This window comes from Streptomyces sp. NPDC021115, assembly GCF_044333065.1.
GTDB lineage: Bacteria > Actinomycetota > Actinomycetes > Streptomycetales > Streptomycetaceae > Streptomyces.
On the sequence record NZ_JBIRQF010000004.1, the window covers coordinates 629,557 to 647,155 of the forward strand.

The following is a 17,599-nucleotide window of genomic DNA, read 5'->3' on the forward strand; positions in this document are numbered from 1 at the left end:
TCTTGTGGTGACGTACGCCACCACGCACGTTGGACATGCCCCGCCCGGAAGGGGTGTACGCCTGTGCCCGCACTTGTGCTGCTCGGTGCTCAGTGGGGTGACGAGGGCAAGGGGAAGGCCACCGATCTGCTCGGCGGCTCGGTCGACTATGTGGTCCGTTACCAGGGCGGCAACAACGCGGGCCACACGGTGGTGGTCGGCGACCAGAAGTACGCCCTGCACCTCCTCCCGTCCGGCATCCTCTCGCCCGGATGCACCCCCGTGATCGGCAACGGCGTCGTCGTCGACCCCGCGGTCCTGCTCTCCGAGCTGAGCGGGCTGAACGAGCGAGGCGTCGACACGTCCAAGCTGCTGATCAGCGGTAACGCCCACCTGATCACGCCGTACCACACGACCATCGACAAGGTGACGGAACGCTTCCTCGGGAAGCGGAAGATCGGCACCACCGGCCGCGGCATCGGCCCCTCCTACGCCGACAAGATCAACCGCGTCGGCATCCGGGTCCAGGACATCTTCGACGAGTCGATCCTGCGGCAGAAGGTCGAGGCCGCTCTCGACTTCAAGAACCAGGTGCTCGCCAAGCTCTACAACCGCCGCGCCATCGCCGTGGACCAGGTGGTCGAGGAGCTGCTCGGCTACGCGGACGACCTCCGCGGCTACGTCGCCGATACCACCCTGCTCCTGAACAACGCCGTTGACCAGGGCCAGGTCGTGCTCTTCGAGGGCGGCCAGGGCACCCTGCTCGACGTCGACCACGGCACGTACCCCTTCGTCACCTCCTCCAACCCGACCGCGGGCGGCGCCTGCACCGGGACCGGCGTCGGGCCGACGAAGATCAACCGGGTGATCGGGATCCTCAAGGCGTACACCACGCGCGTCGGCGCGGGCCCCTTCCCCACCGAGCTGCTGGACGAGGACGGCGAGAAGCTGCGCACCATCGGCGGCGAGCGCGGCGTCACCACCGGCCGCGACCGGCGCTGCGGCTGGTTCGACGCGGTGATCGCGCGCTACGCGACCCGGGTCAACGGGCTCACCGACTTCTTCCTCACCAAGCTCGACGTGCTCACCGGCTGGGAGCGCATCCCGGTGTGCGTGGCGTACGAGATCGACGGCAAGCGGGTCGAGGAACTGCCGTACAGCCAGACCGACTTCCACCACGCCAAGCCGATCTACGAGACGCTGCCCGGTTGGTCCGAGGACATCACCCGGGCCAAGACCTTCGACGACCTGCCGAAGAACGCGCAGAAGTACGTGCAGGCGCTGGAGGACATGTCCGGCGCGCCCATCTCGGCGATCGGCGTCGGCCCGGGCCGCGACGAGACGATCCAGATCAACTCGTTCCTCTGAGCGACGACGGCCCGAGCGCCACTGCCACGGCCCGCACCCCGGCGTCATCGCGCCGCGTGCGGGCCGTCGCGCTATCAGGGGGAAGGCCGCTCTCAGGAGACGGGCGGGCCGAAGACCCCGGCGGGCACGGGCTGTTGCTGCTGGCGCCGCTGCGCCGCCCGCCGCCGGTCCTGCATCCCGGTCAGCTTCACCACCACGGCGATGGCCAGCGCCGCGGCCATCAGCGAGATGGAGTCGTCCACGATGTGTCCGGCGGCCGAGATCCGCTCGTCCAGGTTCTGGGTGTCGACGATGACCTCCAGGAAACCGGCGGACGGGGCGGAGAAGCACATCAGCACGAACAGCAGCCACCACCAGTGCAGCGCCGCACGCGACACCCGGCCGGGGCCCGGGGGAGTGCTGCCGGTCCAGATGTCGTTCGCGATCTGCTTGGGGATCCACAGCAGGGCCACCGGGATGAACCACGCCCCCACGGCGTAGCCGCTGCCGAACCGCAGCAGGCCGGGGGACAGGGCCGTGGCGTTGATGTACGCACGCCGGAACCACACCAGCCACAGCGCGACCAGCGCCACCACGCACATCCCCAGGGCGGGGTCCAGCAGCTGGATCGCCGTCGTCCGGCGGCCGACCGCGGCGCGGGAACCCTCGTGCGCGGCCATGTCGCGGAGCGCGCCGAACTGCGACATCCGCAGATACAGATCGCTGATCGTCATCAGCATCCACACCCCGAACACGGCCACCAGGGTGTTCCCCAGCGCCCGCACCGCGAGCACCTTCCGGCCCTGGCCAGGGCCGCCGGCCGGGGGCTGATAGCCGCCCTGCTGCGGCCACGCCTGCCCCGGCTGCTGCGCCATGGGGTACGCGGGCGCCGCCGGGCCGCTCGGGGTGGCGTACGCCGAGGGCGTGGGGGGAGTGGCGTAGGCGGACGGTGCGGGGCTCGGATTGGCGTACGCGCCCTGCGGCGGGCCGGGCGCCGCGGCGGTCGCCTGCTGATGCGGGTTCTCGGCCTCCAGCAGCTGGAGCGCGTCCCGGCCGAGCCGGGCCAGCAGCCCGCCCGGCAGCCAGGGCTCGGCGGGGTCGGGCGCGGCCGCCTCGGTGTACGCGATCAGGTCCGTGACGGACGGGCGCTGCACGGGGTCCTTGCTCAGACAGGCGGTGACCAGACCCAGCAGCCCCTCGGGCAGCCCCTCCAGATCCGGTTCCTCCTGGGCTATTCGGTACATCAGCGCGTGGATGCCGCTGTCCACCCGGCCGAACGGCTGCCGCCCGGTGGCCGCGAACGCCAGCACCGACCCCAGGCAGAACACATCGCTCGCGGTGGTCACCGTCTCGCCGCGCACCTGCTCCGGCGACATGAACCCCGGCGAGCCGACGACCGCGCCCGTCATCGTCAGATTGCTGTTCCCGCCGCCCACCGCGTCCAGGGCGCGGGCGATGCCGAAGTCGATGACCCGCGGGCCGTCGATCGTGATCAGGATGTTGGACGGCTTGAGATCGCGGTGGATCAGCCCCGCGCCGTGGATGTCGCGCAGCGCCAGCGACAGGCCGTGCGCCAGCACCCGCACCGACTGCTCGGGCAGCGCCCCGAAGTCCTCGGCCACCACCGCGTGCAGGGACGGTCCCCCGATGTACCCCGTGGCCACCCAGGGCACCGCCGCCTCGGTGTCCGCGTCGAGCACGGGCGCGGTCCACTGGCCGCCCACCCGTCTCGCCGCTTCCACCTCACGCTTGAAGCGGCCCCGGAAATCCGGTTGCCGGGCGAGTTCGGCCTGCACCAGCTTCACGGCGACGGTCCGGCCACGGGCGGAGCGGGCGAGGTACACCTTGCCCATTCCACCCTCGCCGAGCCTGCCGAGCAGTTGGTACTCGCCGATCCACCGCGGGTCCTGGGCCCCGAGGTTTTCCATCGCGGTGTGGCTCCTGTCCCTGTGCCGATGGTCCCCGTAACGCCGATCGGCCGATCAGTTAAGACGGGTGAAGGTCTGGGTCATGGTCTCATCGCATGAGCCACTTCGGGCGTCGTGCCCGACACTGAATTTGTCGCATTCCGGTTACAGTGACCGGCCGCCGCGGCCCCGTTCAGGCCCCGTTGGCAGGTGCGGCCGGGGGTGGGGAGCGGCGGCGGGCGAGGCGCTGGGTGGGTGGGGAGACGCCGTGGTCGAAGAGCTGAGCGCCGCGTTCCGGAGGCGGACCCCGTTCGTCGTTGCGTGATCGTTCTCCGCAACCGGCTTCCGGGCCTTCCTCCGCTCTTCTTCCTTGTCCGGTCCTTCTCGTTCCGCATCGAGCAGCCGCACGGCCAGCTCAAGCGCCTCTTCGAGGCTCGGCACCAACGTGCCGTCCCCGCAGTCGATGTGGGTGCCGCAGCCCTGCCAGGCCACCAGCCATCCGCTGCCCGCCTCGCGTAGCTCGACGGAACGCGCGCCCCGGCGCAGTGCGACAGTGACCGCACCCGCCGGTCCCTCGGTCACCTCCCGCTCCACCGCAGCGCTCACCATGCGGCGGACGGTCTCCTCGATCCCCGTGGTGTCGTTCATGGGGTACGCCTTCCCACGTCAGGCTCTGTTCGTGCGGCCCCGCGTCGTCCGATCTAGCGAGAAGGGCCACCCGACTGGTTCGGCGGACGAGGCGGCGTGACGCGCGCTGCCTCGCCGAGCCTGTTCTGCCCGGCCGGGTGTCCCTGAGCCGCCGGCCGCTGTTGGGCGGCGGTGCCCCTGTCGAACTTCATACCGGCCGCCGCCTTGATGGCCTGGGTGCCAGGGGAGGCGGACCGTGTCGTGGCCGAGTTGCGCTCCCCCGGTCCCTCCTACTCGGAAGACCGTGTTCACGTGTCGGATAGGGCTGCCTGCGCCCGCCATGGGGCCACGCTCAAAGCTTCCGAGAAGTCCTGGCGAGTTGCGTCGTGTGTGGCATGACGACGTGGTCTGCGGCGAACCCGAGGTGCCTGGCCACCCATTCCGGGGGGTCATCAGGTGCGGGCTCGAACCGAATGATGGCCACGCGCCCACCTGTCGGCTCCACCTGGTCCCGGCAGTCCGCGTACACCTTCCTGGCCTGACGCAACAGCGCGCGGCCGGATACCTCCTGGCTGGCCATTTCCTCCGCTCACCCCTGATGGCCGAGCTCGGAAAGTACCTCCTGAACAGGGCGGAGTCGCCAGCCCCCGAGCAGGCGTTCAACATCCGTTTCACTGACCCTGGTGTCTCCTGTCCGCTTGTCGACGAATTCATTACCATGTCGCGTCAGCGAAATTGTGGTAAAGGTGTCGGGGCCTGCTGGGTCGTGGTAGCTGAACTCGCCGAAGTGTGCGATCCACGTTGTCCGCTGAAGACCAGCGGAAAAGGTCTGGTGCAGCAGGGGGAGAATCGAGTCGGCTACCTTCCCGAAGTTCGCGGTGATGCCGCGGTTGCCGGGATTGCTGGCGATCTCGGACACCAGCACGGTTGCTTCGCTCGTATCCGGCAGATAGGCGGCGCGTACCAGGCAATGAGCAGGGCCGTTGGCGTGCTGCCAGTGGGCGATGGCGGTTACTCGCGGAGCGCCGTTTTCGGCGTGGGTGATGTGGTCAACGTGAGCGGTCATGTTTCCTTCCAACCCGGTGCCCCGACCGGCAGGCCGGTCTTGATGTGCGCTAGCGCCCTCTTCCGCCACCGTGTTGGTTTCTTGGCTGGCTTTGCTGGCGAGCCTGCTGAGCGATCTGGGGACCGTTCTTGGGGGCCTGCCCGGGCTGTGAGTTGCCGATGCCTTTCGCCTGGGCCGTGCCGCGGCTGGAGCGTGCCTGGGCTGCCGCGGAAACGGGGTTCTTCGGGCCGCCTTTCATCTCGGCGAGTTGGCTGACCGACAGTTGCTGCTGTGCGGCTTGCTTGCCCGCAGGCGCGCTGTGCTGTTGTGCCGTCGGCTGGGGTTCTCCGGCGCGTACGCGTACCGCCGCCTTGTGCTCCTCGCTGGCGGGTGGGCCGAGCTGCGCCCGTTCGAACGGCTTCGCCAACAGTTCGTGATTCTGCGGGACCTCGATGGGTAGCTTCTGGTCGCCGGTTTCACGGCACTGCTGATACCGGTCGTTCATCAGCTCGTTGGCGGCGTCGATGTAGGGTTGTGCCTTCTTTTTTCCGAACTCCTCGCGCAGGGCACCCGAACGCTCAAGTTCGAAGAGCTTGTGGTTTTCCGATTTAACTCGGAAGCTGTCAGGGGTATGCAGCTGAAGCTCGATCCGCTGCCCTGACTCCTTGTGTTCCCAGGCGCTGTTGATGCCCTTGTACACCGGGTCGGTCCAGGTATTCTGAACCTTGATGCTTTCGAAGCCCCGCTGTTCCAGGTCCTGGAAAGCAGCGCGTACTCCATCCGTATAGGCCCCGGGCTCGAACGTCAACGTGTACCGGTTGAGGTCCTTCAAGTCGGCGACTACTTCTGTGGCCTTCAGGCCGACCTCTGAGCGAAGCTCGGTCGCGACCTTCCTCCGCAGGGAGTCCAGACCTTTCAGAGAGAAGTCGATTTCGCGCGTGCCCTCCGAGTTCATGCGGTCGCCCGGGAGCTGACTGCCGTTCCGCGTGGTGCGCTGCTGGATGCCGCGCATCATGTCGTCGAACTCGGGACGTTTGGCCGCTGCCCGCTCCCAGGCCGCCCTCACCACAGTGTCCTCGGCGACACTCAGCCAGAGGTGGTCCTCGTTGTTCTCGGCGCTGCCCCGCCAGGCGTGTTCCTCGGTCACCAGGACGTAGCCCCTGTCACCCCTCGCCGCTTCCGCAGAATCCGTTCGGCCTCGGCGGCGTCCACGGGCTCGAGGTGCGGCGGATCAGTCGGCCAGGGGGAGTAAAAATCGAAGATCTTGGTTGTCCTCATCCACTCGTCCCCGGTTCCGAAGATCTCGTCTCGGCCGCTCTCGGGGCTCGGCCGCATGCGTGCGACGTTCACCGGCTCGTCGCCCGGCTTCGGCTCACTCCGGTACACCGCCCAGTAGAGGAACCAACGTGCCCGGTCCTTCTCCAACTCGTCCGCCTGCTCGGCGCTGATGAGCTCCAGGTCCTCCACGTCCGGCGACCCGTGCTCACGCATGGTCTGCGTCGGCTCGTGCCACTCCCAGTCCCAGAAAGACAGGAACTGCCAGTCCCCTGTGCTCACCTTTCGACGCCACAGATTTTCTGCGACGCGGTTCCCCTCCTGAATGTGGAATCGATCCAGGAAGTACTCGTACTCTCGACTCATCGCTCTCCCTCATGTTTCAGCAATGGTTGGACGTCACCCCGGGTTCATCACCCGTCGTATTCCTCCACCACCGGCGTTTCCTTCGGCCGGTGTGCCCCCGCCTTGCAGCCGCCGAAGGGCCCCGCCGGGTCACGCAATTCGATCGTCGCCGGGCCGAGGTGGTCACGGTGCCACACGGCGGGACCGCTCGCCCCGGCCGATGGGTCCGTGAGCTCTAGCTGTATTGCCCCGTGAGGTTCGGAACGCGGCTGGCGGGTGGCTGCCCCTTCAGCGCGGTGTGTCCGCGGTGGTGATTGTAGGTGTGCAGCCAGTCGGGGAAGGCGTCGCGTCGTTCCTGTTCCGAACGGTAGGGGCGGGCGTAGGCCCATTCGTCGAGCAGAGTGCGGTTGAACCGTTCGACCTTGCCGTTGGTCTGTGGCCGGTAGGCGCGCGTGCGCTTGTACGTGATCCCGGCTGCGGCCAGGGCATCGCGCCACAGACGGGACTTGTAGCAGGAGCCGTTGTCGGTCAGCACGCGCTCGACGGTGACCCCGCACGAGGCGAGGAACGCCTGCGCCCGCCCCCAGAAGGCCACGGCGGTCTCCTTCTTCTCGTCGGTGAGGATGTCGCTGCAGGCCAGGCGGGAGTGGTCGTCGACGGCGGTGTGCAGGTAGCTGTAGCCGGCACCGGAACGCGTCTTGCGGCCCGCCTGGCGGCCCAGGACCTTGTGGCCGCCGCCGTCGGGTATGTTGCCGAGCTTCTTGATGTCCACATGCACCAGCTCACCGGGCCTGGCGCGTTCGCAGCGGCGTATGACGCGGCCGGTGGCCCGGTCCAGGTGCGTGAGGCGGGCCAGGCCGAAGCGGTTGAGCACCCGGTGGACGGTGGAAGGAACCAGACGCGGCAGGCCCGCGATCCGCGCAGGTCCCCATCGGCGCAGCACCCGGACCTTGATGATCCGCCGCTCGGTGCGGGTCGGGGTCCGCCGTGGGCTGGCATGCGGGCGGCTGGACCGGTCGGCCATGCCCGCCTCGCCGTGCTGCCGGTAGCGGTCGGCCCATCGCCTGGCCGTGCTCACGGAGACCTGGAACCGGCACGAGGGCCTTTCTGGTCGCCGGTGCAGATCTCGCAATCCACACCGAGCCAGAAGGCCCTCACTCATTTCAAGATCACACGTCAGTGATCGCTGTCACCAACCTCCGTGGACAGAACAGCTAGCGTCCTCTTCCGCCACCGTGTTGGTTTCTTGGCTGGCTTTGCTGGCGAGCCTGCTGAGCGATCTGGGGACCGTTCTTGGGGGCCTGCCCGGGCTGTGAGTTGCCGATGCCTTTCGCCTGGGCCGTGCCGCGGCTGGAGCGTGCCTGGGCTGCCGCGGAAACGGGGTTCTTCGGGCCGCCTTTCATCTCGGCGAGTTGGCTGACCGACAGTTGCTGCTGTGCGGCTTGCTTGCCCGCAGGCGCGCTGTGCTGTTGTGCCGTCGGCTGGGGTTCTCCGGCGCGTACGCGTACCGCCGCCTTGTGCTCCTCGCTGGCGGGTGGGCCGAGCTGCGCCCGTTCGAACGGCTTCGCCAACAGTTCGTGATTCTGCGGGACCTCGATGGGTAGCTTCTGGTCGCCGGTTTCACGGCACTGCTGATACCGGTCGTTCATCAGCTCGTTGGCGGCGTCGATGTACGGCGGTGCCTTCTCATCACCGAACTCTTCCAACAGAGCGCCTGAACGCACGAGTTCGAAGAGCTTATGGTTTTCTGATTTCACCTGGAAGCTGTCGGGCGTGTGCAGCTGGAGCTCGATTCGCTGCCCTGATTCCTTGTGTTCCCAGGCGCTGTTGATGCCTTTGTACACCGGGTCGGTCCAGGTGTTCTGGACCTTGATGTTTTCGAAGCCGCGACGTTCCAATTCTTGGAATGTGGTCTGCGTGCCTGCTGTATAGGCGGCCGACTCAAAGGTGAGGGTGTAGCGGTTGAGGTCCTTCAGGTCGGCGACGACGTCTGTGACCTCCAGGCCGAGCTCTGCGCGAAGGTCGGTCGCGACCTTCCGCCGCAGGGAGTCGACACCTTTCAGGGAGAAGTCGATTTCGCGCGTACCCTCCGAGGCCAGACGGTCGCCCGGGAGCTGACTGCCGTTCCGCGCGGTGCGCTCCTGGATGTCGCGCATCATGTCGTCGAACTCGGGACGCTTGGCCGCTGCCCGCTCCCAGGCCGCCCTCACCACCGCGTCCTCGGCGGCACTCAGCCAGAGGTGGTCCTCGTTGTTCTCCGTGCTGCCCCGCCAGGCGTGTTCCTCGGTCACCAGGACGTAGCCCCTGTCACCCCTCGCCGCTCCTGGAGAATCCGTTCAGCCTCGGCGGCGTCAACGGGCTCAAGGTGCGGCGGGTCGGTCGGCCAGGGGGAGTAAAAATCGAAGATCTTGGTTGTCCTCATCCACTCGTCCCCGGTTCCGAAAATCTCGTCTCGGCCGCTCTCGGGGCTCGGCCGCTTGCGTGCGACATTCACTGGCTCGTCACCTGGGTTCGGCTCACTCCGGTAGACCGCCCAGTAGAGGAACCAACGTGCCCGGTCCTTCTCCAAATCGTTCGCCTGCTCGACGCTGACGGGCTGCAGCGACTCCACGTCCGGCGACCCGTGCTCACGCATGGTCTGCGTCGGCTCGTGCCACTCCCAGTCCCAGAACGACAGGAACTGCCAATGCCCTGTCCTGACGTCTCGACGCCACAGGTTCTCTGCGACGCGATCCCCCTCCTGAACACGGAACCGCTTCAAGAAGTGCGCGTAGTCCTGGCTCATCGTTCTCCTTCGTGTATCAGCAACGGGTTACACCGCCGTCTGGGCTCATCACCCGTCGTATTCCTCCACCACCGGCGTTTCCTTCGGCCGGTGTGCCCCGCCTTGCAGCCGCCGAAGGGCCCCGCCGGGTCACGCAATTCGATCATCGCGGGGCCCAGGTGGTCACGGTGCCACACCCCGGGACCGCTCGCACCGGCCGATGGGTCCGTGAGCTCTAGTCCTTGTCCTCGAACCCGGCTACACGTGGGGGAGGGAGCCGCATCGTGCCGTGGTGCGGTCGCTCGGTCAACGGCTGGGGCCGCCGCCCTTCCCTTGCTGTGGATTCTGGGGCGGCCGTGGCGGCACCGGCCGGGATACGTGACCGGAGACGCTGCCGCCTCGCTTGTTCTGCATGCCCGATCCGCCCGGCTGGGCGGGGCTTCCCGGCGACCCCGTCTGGCGGTGGAGTGCAGCGGCCTGAGCTACCGACGAGCCCGACGTGTGCCCCTTCGGCGGCCTGCTCGAAGCCGACGTGACGACTTCGCGGAGGTGCGCCTCAGGTGTCTTTCCGCTTCCTTTCGGCGGCGTGGTCACGTTGTGCAGAAACTGCTTCTTCTCCGCCAGGGACTTGATACCGCCGAACTGCTTCCAGAGCGGCTCGGCCATGCGCTGGTCCACCTGGGCATGTTTGAGGGCCTTGTCCAGATCTTTGATGACATTCTTGTCAGCACGCCTCACGAAGCTGTCCAGGACCGTGGCGAGCTTGCCATCCGTCCGGCCGTCCTGAGAAACCCAGGACCGCACTTGATCGGTGAACCGCTCCCGTGACTGCAAGAGTTCGCCCTTCCAGTCGCGCCCCGCGCTCCGGCTTTCCGCCGCTGCTCGGGCGCTGTCGTGTACGGCCAGTACGGCGGCTGCCTTGACGGCCTCGCGTACTTGCGGATCGCGGTATCGCTCTGCCACGAGCACCGGATTGAGACCCACCAGAGGCTGTTGGTCCAGCCGCTGCGGCAACTGGTCCGGTCCCTGGGCCCCGATGCTTCGTGGACTGCCCAATGGCCCGTGCAGGGTCTCCTCGATGACACCGAGCGCGTCCTGGTTGCCGAAGGTCTGTTCACGTTGCTCCGGCAGGTATGTCTGCGGTAACCCTTGCCAGACGGCGTCCGGCTCCTGATGGAAGACGTAGCCCTGCTTGGTTCCGGGGTGCGGGTCGTGCGGCGAGGTCGCCAGGAACGCGTATCTGCCCTGGATCTCGGTCTGAGGATAGGCTGCGGACATCAGCTCTTGGACCGTGCCCTTGAAGCTGGTGTCAACCACCGTGACGGTGCTGCCCTGGTGGCCTACCGGAATACCCGAACCACGGAGGTAGTCGGTGAGGTGCCGGTAGGCACCGTCCACGTCCGCCGGATCGACTTTGTTGCGGGCGCCTCGGAAGGCCTCCGCCTCTGGGAAGCGTTCTCCAGCGTTCTTCTCCAAATCCTGGAGCGCCGCGTCCACCACGGCCCTGGACACCACCACTTCACGGCAGTGCTGATCGAAGAACTCAGGGTCCAACCCGCGAACCGCCGCGGCCAGACTGTGGCCGTCCCGGCCGAGGAAGGCGACCACGCGGTTGGGGTCGTTCTGGACGTCCGATCGTAGATCGTCGAGCATGTGCGCGGCGATGGACGCCATGAATGGCCCACTGTGCTCGCGGAAGGCACCGTATGCCTCCTCGACCGCCTGACGCTGCGCCGGGTCCGTGAGCCCGTATGCCTCATGCAGGTCGGAGACGTTGCTGTACAGCTTGTCGACTGGTTGCAGCGCCATATCAAGCGCCCCCGGCGGATGGACTCCACGCCGGGTCCAGTCGTTGTCCGAGCCACCGCATAAAGGCGGGGTAACGGGCGGACAGACTCAGCCAGACCGGTACGCCCTGCTGAGAGTGAGTCGTTCGCCCGATGCTGTCCAGCGCCACCGGGACCCGGTCGAAGTCGACGAACGGCAACTGGAGTGCGGCGGACAAGGTCAGCGCATCGTGCTGGATGGTGCCGGGGTGAAAGCGCTCGAACCACTGCCTCATATGAGTCACCAACAAGGCGGCCCAGGCCGGCGCGTCACGGGCGGCGAGCGCTGTGTGGACCGGGTGCCCTTCCGTGATCTCCAGATCCGGGGTGAAGGTCACGTCGGACGTGACGAAGTACGGCGTCGGCAGCAGGTCGCGCCCCACCGCGTCGAAGATTTGGTGCGCGGCGGACACGTCCAGGCGGAAGTTGTGCTCGGCGCGGCTGGGGTCACGGTAATTGAGGGCCCCGCCCATCTGGGTGACATGGAGCCGGGCGGCCAACTCGGGTGCGGTTGTCACAACCTGCGCGAGATTGCTGAGAGGGCCCATGCCTACCCATTGCACCGGCCCCGGTGCCGCCGCGCACAGGGCGCGCACAGCTCCCACTACGTCGGTCGGCTGGGGGCCGATGTCGTCTGGTACCAGGCCGTCCGCGCAGAAGTACTTGGTGTCTCCGAGGGAGATGCCCGACACGACCGCGACATTCGTACGTCCGGTCAGGTCCAGCAGCATCCGGGCGAACCTTGCCCGCGCCCCGTAGCCCGCCGTCGGTCCGGTCTCGTCGCTGGTGATGACCAGAGCCAACCGCGGTACGCTCCGGGCTGCCAGGGCAACCGCCAGAGCGTCGTCGGCGTCACCGCCGATATCTGTGTCAATGATCAGTGGCGCTTGACGGAGATCCTCTGGCCAGTTTCCAGTCGCCCGCATGCGCGCACTCTGGGCGGAAAGTCCTGAGCCCGGTAGAGCCTCCCCGGATTCCACGATGGCGAGCCATTCGGCCCGGATTGCCTCCCTGGTGGTCGGCTCTTCTTCACGACTCTCACCCATGTTTGTTCCATTCCGTGAATCGGTTCGGGCCCCGGCCCTTTGCCCCGCCCGGTGGCCCTGTTGCCCAGGCCGCTGGGCGTTGGACGACACCATGATGCGAAGCGTTCGTATTCCTGCTCGTCACTTTCCTTCACGTTTGAGCAATGGATTGGATGTCGCCCGGGCTCATCACCCCTCATATTCCTCCACCGCCGGCGTCTCCTTCGGCCGGTGTGCGCCCGCCTGGCAGCCGCCGAAGGGCCCTGGGGCTCGCCGTTCATGCTGTCGAAGGTCTGTTCCGTCATGGGGTTCCCATCGCTTCCCGCGCCGCTCGTGCCGTCATGGCGTCCATGCCCGTCTCGCCCCAGACCCGGCTGCCCTGCCGATAAATCGGAGATGCGTCAGACGTTCGCCGCCGTCCAGGACCGCTGTCATCGGCGGGGAGTGTCGCCGCCAGCGGGCGCGGGGCCGGGGCCTGGTCGCTTGTGAGGCAGGGGGGTCTGCCGGGGGACGCCGGGGCCGTGGGTTCCCTGCTGACTCTGGTGCGCGGGTTGCCCGGCGGGACCTGGCATCTTGGCCGACCGCAGGGCGGCGAGCTGCTGGACGTTCATGACGGGAGCGGTCGCCAGTGAGGGGGACACGGCGGTCTGGTTCTGCGGTTGCTTCTGTGATTCCTGGACCTGCGCCGTCCGCTGGGTCCGGTCGTGGGACTGCTCCTGCGGACCGACCGTTCGCGGGTTCGCCGCGTCGGAGCGGAGTACCGTTCCGTTCGGGCCCTGCACCGTGGTTGCGACTGTCTGCTGTGCCTGGAGCGTGGTCCGCGTGCGGATGTGGACGGCATCCTCGGTCGCCGTGACGAACGCCGTGCTTCCGTGGGTCCACGAATACTTTCGCAGCTCCTGCTGCAACTGTCGCGCCCCCTCGCGGCGCTGCGGAAGCTCCTCCTTGAGCTGGGCGATGGCGTTGGCCCACATGTCCGGTCGGCGTTGCGAGGGGGCCGGTTCGGGGACGACGCACGGTGAGCCGATATCGGCGGGGATGCGATTCTGGTCACCGAGAAACTGCGCGGCTCCACTGTCCTGATTGACCAGGACGGGGATGCCGTGGCCCAGTGCCTCCGTGGCCACCATCCCGAAGCCCTCGTGTTTGGACGGCATGATCACCGCATCGGCCGTCCGGACCTCCGCCATCAGCTGATCGGGGTTTTTGATAAACGCCTTCACCTCGACGTTTTCGTGACCGGCGAGGACCGCGAACTGTTTCTTGGCCACCGCGAGATTCTCCTCGTTGGCGCCCAGAACGGTGAGGCGAACGTCGATCCCGGCGGCATTGAGGTCGTTCACGGCGATGGCCACGTCCCGAAAACCCTTGAGCGGATCGTCGGCCCGGCCCATGGCCAGGACGTTGAGGCGCTCCTGGGAACCGGCCGGGGTGACCGGCTCGAAGATCCGCGTACCCGGTACGAGTTCATGGACGGAAGGCCTGGAAGAAAGGCCCGAGGTGATCTTCTCTGCTTCACCTCTCAGAAGGGGGCCGACCCCGACGACGATGTCCGACCGGCTCATGCACTCCAGTTCCAGCCCCAGATCGCGTTCTGTCTTCAACGTGATCATTTGAGGGTCGTCCGGGTATTTGGCGGGAGGAAGCTTTTCCGGGCTGGTGTGCAGAAAATGGGCCAGCTTGGCGCTCGGATACCAGCGCTCCCGCAACTGGGCCGCTGCCGGTCCAGAGAAACGGCTGTGGCCCACGATCACGTCGAAGGCGTTGTCTCCGGCCGCGGGCAGGCCGAAGGTCCGTGGATCGTGCTGGGCACACCACTCGAGCCAGACCCGCTCCTCCCACGGGTCGCTCCCCGGTCCCGCCATGAGAGGGGGCTCGGGGGTGTGGAGCAGGGTGACGCCCTCGTGTGGTGGGGTGTCCGGCCGCGTGGTCAGGAGGGTGACGTGGTGTTCCTTGGCAAGCGCTTCGCTGAGCTGCCAGTTGAAGACCGGCACGCCCCCCTTGCCCAGGCCACTTTGCGTGCACACCATCAGAATGCGCTGCGCTTTTTCCGCCATCCTTCTTTCCCCCGGCTGTTCATCAATGCGACGGTATGCGGTCAGGCAATTTCGCCGAATTCGCCGACAATGAACTGCCCCAGCTCGAAAGCGTCGAAATGCAGTATGCCGGAGTGGTGGCCCGGACGCAGTCGGGCGGAGAATTCGTCGAGAATTTCCGCGAAGACATGGGCGACGGCCGCGGACAGCACGGTGTCTGTGGCACCGAGCTCGGGTTCCGGCGGGAGTTCGTAGATCGCCGGTGTCCAGGGCTTCCGTTCCGCATCGAAAAGCTCCCGCCAACTGGCGGCCTGCGAGGCCAGTGACCACGGGGTGCCGTCGGTTCCCAGCCCGACCGTGCCATGAGCGGCCGGGTCGATCCCCTCCACCCGCTCGCGCCAGGCGGGCGCGTCGTCCCGGGTGAGCACCTCACGCAGTGCCAAGGCGGCCTTGGCGGCGGCCATCTTGACCGAGAACTTGACCGAGAAGTCCCGGGTGGCCTTGATCTCCTCCGGGCTGGGGAGGGTTTCGGCGGCCCGCCACGCGGCCCGGCTCAGCTCGTCCAACTCCCGTGCCAGGTCGGGGATGCCGACCGCCCAGCGGGTGCCGGTGGAGATCCATGAAGCCTCGCCGGGCGCAGGGGTGGGGGTGGGCACGCCCAGCGGCGCCCGCAGCGCGTCGGCCGCCTCGTGCGCGAGCCGACTCAGCTCGGCCCCGTCCTGTCCCATCGTCATCGCGGGACGTCCCGGGGCGAGACGCGCGAACATCTCCCAGAAGACGCCCGTGGTGGCGAGATGCCGCCCTGAGGGAATCAGGACGCACGCGCCCGGTTCCATGTACAGCTCGTGGAAGGGCTCCCGGCGCTCCACCAGGGGCCCCGGGTCTTCCCTGAGCCGCTGCCGCCACTCCTCCGCCGCCTCGCCGAAGGTGAGGGGGCGGTCTTCGGACCCGGCGGCCCTCCGCGAGATGAGGTGGCGCGCCGGATCCGACGGTTCACCGGCCTGCGGAGCGGTCCGGCCGGTCTCCAGCAGCAACCTCTCCAGCTCCTGGAAGGCGGCCTTGCGCTCCTCGGGCCACTGGGGATGCTCACGCCAGGCCGGAGCCTCCTGGGCGTACAACATCCTCGACGCGGCCGAGTACACCCGCTCGAACCGGGCCAGGGTCTCCGATGTCCCGCTCATCTCACTCCGTTCCTCGTCGTGCACCGGCGGCGGCCGGGCCGCCACGGGAGTCACCCGTCGTATTCCTCCACCACCGGCGCTTCCTTCGGCCGGTGTGCGCCCGTCTTGCAGCCGCCGAAGGGCCCCGCCGGGTCACGCAATTCGATCATCGCCGGGCCGAGGTGGTCACGGTGCCACACGGCGGGACCGCTCGCCCCGGCTGACGGGTCCGTCAGTTCCTGCCAGGTCAGCCACAGGGCGTGCAGGCGGGCCACCGCCTCCAGGTGTTCCCACCACCGTGGGCACCATGGGGCCTGGGAGCGGGTTTCGCGGCCGTAGACCGGGATGAGGAGGCCGTTGACCCTCACCCACCAGCTTGGAGACCTTTTCCACGAAGTCCGCGTCGTCCAGTCCCGCACCCAGCAGCTTGATGGTGGCCGCGCTCCACAGGGCGTCCATGCCCGCCTCGCCCCAGACCCGGCTGCCCTGCCGATAGCTCTGCAGGAGGGTGACGACATTGATGCCGCGCGAGCCGAAGTGCGAGTAGAGGTCGGGGAGGTCGGAGATGCGGCAGACGTTCGCCGCCTCGTCCAGGACCGCCGTCATCGGCGGGTCGAGCCGTCCGCCCTGCCGCTCCGCCGCGACGGCCCCCGCGCGCATGACCGAGTCGGCCATCGCCGCGATGACGCCCGCGGCCGATCCGCCGCCGTCCTTGGACAGCAGGTAGAGCGTGTCCCGGCCGAGGACGTGGCGCTGTGGGGAGAACTGCGCCACCTTCGGGTCCGGGGTCACCCATGCGGCGATCTTCGGGTCCAGCAGACAGGCGACACACTGCCGGGCGGTCTCGAAGATGCCGTCGCGGGTTTCGACGGCGCCCTGGATGGTGCCCCGCAGCTGCGCTGCGAGCGCCTCCATCCCGGCGTCGTTGAGCAGGTCGATGGGGGTACGGTCGGCCGGGTCGGCTTGTGCGCTGAAGATCAGCAGAGGAGGTCTGGTGCAGCAGGGGGAGAATCGCGTCGGCCACCTTTCCGAAATTAGCGGTGATGCCGCGGGTTTCGGGGTTGCTGGCGATCTCGGACACCAGGACGGTTGCCTCGTTTGTGTCCGGCAGGTAGGCGGCGCGTACCAGACAGGGGGCGGGGCCATTGGCGTGCTGCCAGTGGGTGATGTGGTGAATGTGAGTGGCCATGTTTTCCTTCCCTACGCGGTGGCGCCGACCGGCAGGCCGGCCATGATGTTTGCTAGCGCCCTCTTCCTCCACCGTGTTGGTTCCTTGGCTGGCTTTGTTGGCGAGCCTGCTGAGCGATCTGTGGGCCGTTCTTGGGGGCATGCCCTGGCTGTGAGTTGCTGATGCCTTTTGCCTGGGCTGTGCCGCGGCTGGAGCGTGCCTGGGCTGCCGCGGAAACCGGGTTCTTCGGGCCGCCTTTCATTTCGGCGACTTGGCTGACCGACAGCTGCTGTTGTGTGGCTTGCTTGTCGGCAGGCGCGCTGTGCTGTTGTGTCGTCGGCTGGGGTTCTCCCGCGCGTACGCGTACCGCCGCCTTGTGCTCCTCGCTGGCGGGAGCGCCGAGCTGGGCCCGTTCGAACGGCTTCGCCAGCAGTTCGTGATTCTGCGGGACCTCGATCGGAAGCTTCTGGTCGCCGACTTCACGGCACTGCTGATACCGGTCGTTCATCAGCTCGTTGGCGGCGTCGATGTAAGGTTGGGCCTCGTCCTTGAACTCTTCGACAAGAGCGCCCGCGCGTTCCAACTCAAAGAGCTTATGGTTTTCCGACTTCACTCGGAAGCTGTCTGGGGTGTGAAGCTGTAGCTCGATGCGTTGGCCCGACTCTTTGTGCTCCCAGCCGCTATTTATGCCCTTGTACACCGGATCGGTCCAGGTGTTCTGAACTTTGATTGCTTCGAAGCCGCGGCTTTCCAGTTCTTGGAACGCGGTCTGCGTGCCTGCTGTGTAGGAGCCCGACTCGAAGGTTAGGGTGTAGCGGTTGAGGTCCTTCAGGCCTGCAACTACTCCCTTCGCGTCCACATCCGGGTTTCGGTGAAGCGCTGTCGCGACTTTTCGGCGCATCGAATCCAGGCTTTTGAGGGAGAAATCAATCTCCCGAACTCCCTCGGACGTCATCCGGTCGCCGGGCAGTTGGCTGCCGTGTTCCGTAGTCCGCTCTTGGATGCTGCGCATCATGTTGTCGAAATTCGAGCGCATGGCGGATGCTCGCTCCCAGGCTCCGCGCACGACCGCGTCCTCGGCGGAACTCAGGGTCA

15 protein-coding genes and 1 pseudogene are annotated in these 17,599 nt (G+C 67.4%); 1 reads left to right on the plus strand and 15 read right to left on the minus strand.

The genetic code is table 11. From position 1 onward, the window contains the following. Positions 1–63: 63 nt before the first annotated feature. Positions 64–1,347, plus strand: a complete 1,284-nt coding sequence (locus ACH4TL_RS16945; RefSeq protein ID WP_398314676.1) for an adenylosuccinate synthase — start codon at positions 64–66, stop codon at positions 1,345–1,347. Between the two features lie 92 nt (positions 1,348–1,439). Here the strand turns inward: ACH4TL_RS16945 and ACH4TL_RS16950 are convergent, their stop codons facing one another. The 15 genes and pseudogenes from ACH4TL_RS16950 to ACH4TL_RS17020 form a co-directional block, all read right to left on the minus strand. Continuing rightward, on the minus strand, positions 1,440–3,254 hold the full coding sequence (locus ACH4TL_RS16950) for a protein kinase (RefSeq protein ID WP_398314677.1): 1,815 nt from the start codon (positions 3,252–3,254) through the stop codon (positions 1,440–1,442). 144 nt (positions 3,255–3,398) lie between these two features. Beyond that, the gene (locus tag ACH4TL_RS16955) at positions 3,399–3,881 is read right to left on the minus strand and encodes a hypothetical protein (protein WP_398314678.1); all 483 of its coding nucleotides are present in this window, start codon (positions 3,879–3,881) and stop codon (positions 3,399–3,401) included. Between the two features lie 568 nt (positions 3,882–4,449). Continuing rightward, a complete protein-coding gene (locus ACH4TL_RS16960; RefSeq protein WP_398314679.1) occupies positions 4,450–4,926 on the minus strand; it encodes a hypothetical protein in 477 nt (158 codons plus the stop codon). A gap of 49 nt (positions 4,927–4,975) precedes the next feature. After that, positions 4,976–6,052, minus strand: a complete 1,077-nt coding sequence (locus ACH4TL_RS16965; RefSeq protein WP_398314680.1) for a hypothetical protein — start codon at positions 6,050–6,052, stop codon at positions 4,976–4,978. Beyond that, positions 6,049–6,546 (minus strand): hypothetical protein, encoded by a 498-nt coding sequence (locus ACH4TL_RS16970; protein WP_398314681.1) that lies wholly within the window; start codon positions 6,544–6,546, stop codon positions 6,049–6,051. The genes ACH4TL_RS16965 and ACH4TL_RS16970 overlap by 4 nt, the downstream gene beginning before the upstream one ends. Positions 6,547–6,760: 214 nt before the next feature. Next, on the minus strand, positions 6,761–7,687 hold the full coding sequence (locus ACH4TL_RS16975) for an IS481 family transposase (protein ID WP_398314682.1): 927 nt from the start codon (positions 7,685–7,687) through the stop codon (positions 6,761–6,763). Between the two features lie 52 nt (positions 7,688–7,739). Then, entirely contained in the window at positions 7,740–8,816 is a 1,077-nt protein-coding gene (locus ACH4TL_RS16980; RefSeq protein WP_398314683.1) for a hypothetical protein, read from the minus strand. Beyond that, the gene (locus tag ACH4TL_RS16985) at positions 8,813–9,310 is read right to left on the minus strand and encodes a hypothetical protein (RefSeq protein ID WP_398314684.1); all 498 of its coding nucleotides are present in this window, start codon (positions 9,308–9,310) and stop codon (positions 8,813–8,815) included. Before ACH4TL_RS16985 ends, ACH4TL_RS16980 begins: the two co-directional genes overlap by 4 nt. Positions 9,311–9,595: 285 nt before the next feature. Beyond that, complete coding sequence (locus ACH4TL_RS16990; protein ID WP_398314685.1) at positions 9,596–11,098, minus strand: ABC transporter permease; 1,503 nt, start codon at positions 11,096–11,098, stop codon at positions 9,596–9,598. Between the two features lies 1 nt (position 11,099). After that, positions 11,100–12,161 (minus strand): nucleoside hydrolase, encoded by a 1,062-nt coding sequence (locus ACH4TL_RS16995; RefSeq protein WP_398314686.1) that lies wholly within the window; start codon positions 12,159–12,161, stop codon positions 11,100–11,102. Positions 12,162–12,571: 410 nt separating this feature from the next. After that, positions 12,572–14,197 carry a glycosyltransferase family 4 protein gene (locus ACH4TL_RS17000; protein WP_398314687.1) on the minus strand — a complete coding sequence of 542 codons (1,626 nt, stop codon included), beginning with the start codon at positions 14,195–14,197 and terminating at the stop codon, positions 12,572–12,574. Positions 14,198–14,238: 41 nt separating this feature from the next. Further along, positions 14,239–15,357, minus strand: a complete 1,119-nt coding sequence (locus ACH4TL_RS17005; protein ID WP_398314688.1) for a hypothetical protein — start codon at positions 15,355–15,357, stop codon at positions 14,239–14,241. A 50-nt stretch (positions 15,358–15,407) separates the two neighbouring features. Next, entirely contained in the window at positions 15,408–15,704 is a 297-nt protein-coding gene (locus ACH4TL_RS17010) for a DUF4913 domain-containing protein (protein WP_398314690.1), read from the minus strand. After that, a pseudogene (locus tag ACH4TL_RS17015) lies at positions 15,700–16,299 on the minus strand (type IV secretory system conjugative DNA transfer family protein); the annotation flags it as partial. The pseudogene ACH4TL_RS17015 and the gene ACH4TL_RS17010, both read right to left, overlap by 5 nt. A 278-nt stretch (positions 16,300–16,577) precedes the next feature. Further along, positions 16,578–17,570: a hypothetical protein gene (locus tag ACH4TL_RS17020; protein ID WP_398314692.1), complete on the minus strand. Its 993-nt coding sequence runs from the start codon at positions 17,568–17,570 to the stop codon at positions 16,578–16,580. Between the last annotated feature and the right edge of the window lie 29 nt (positions 17,571–17,599).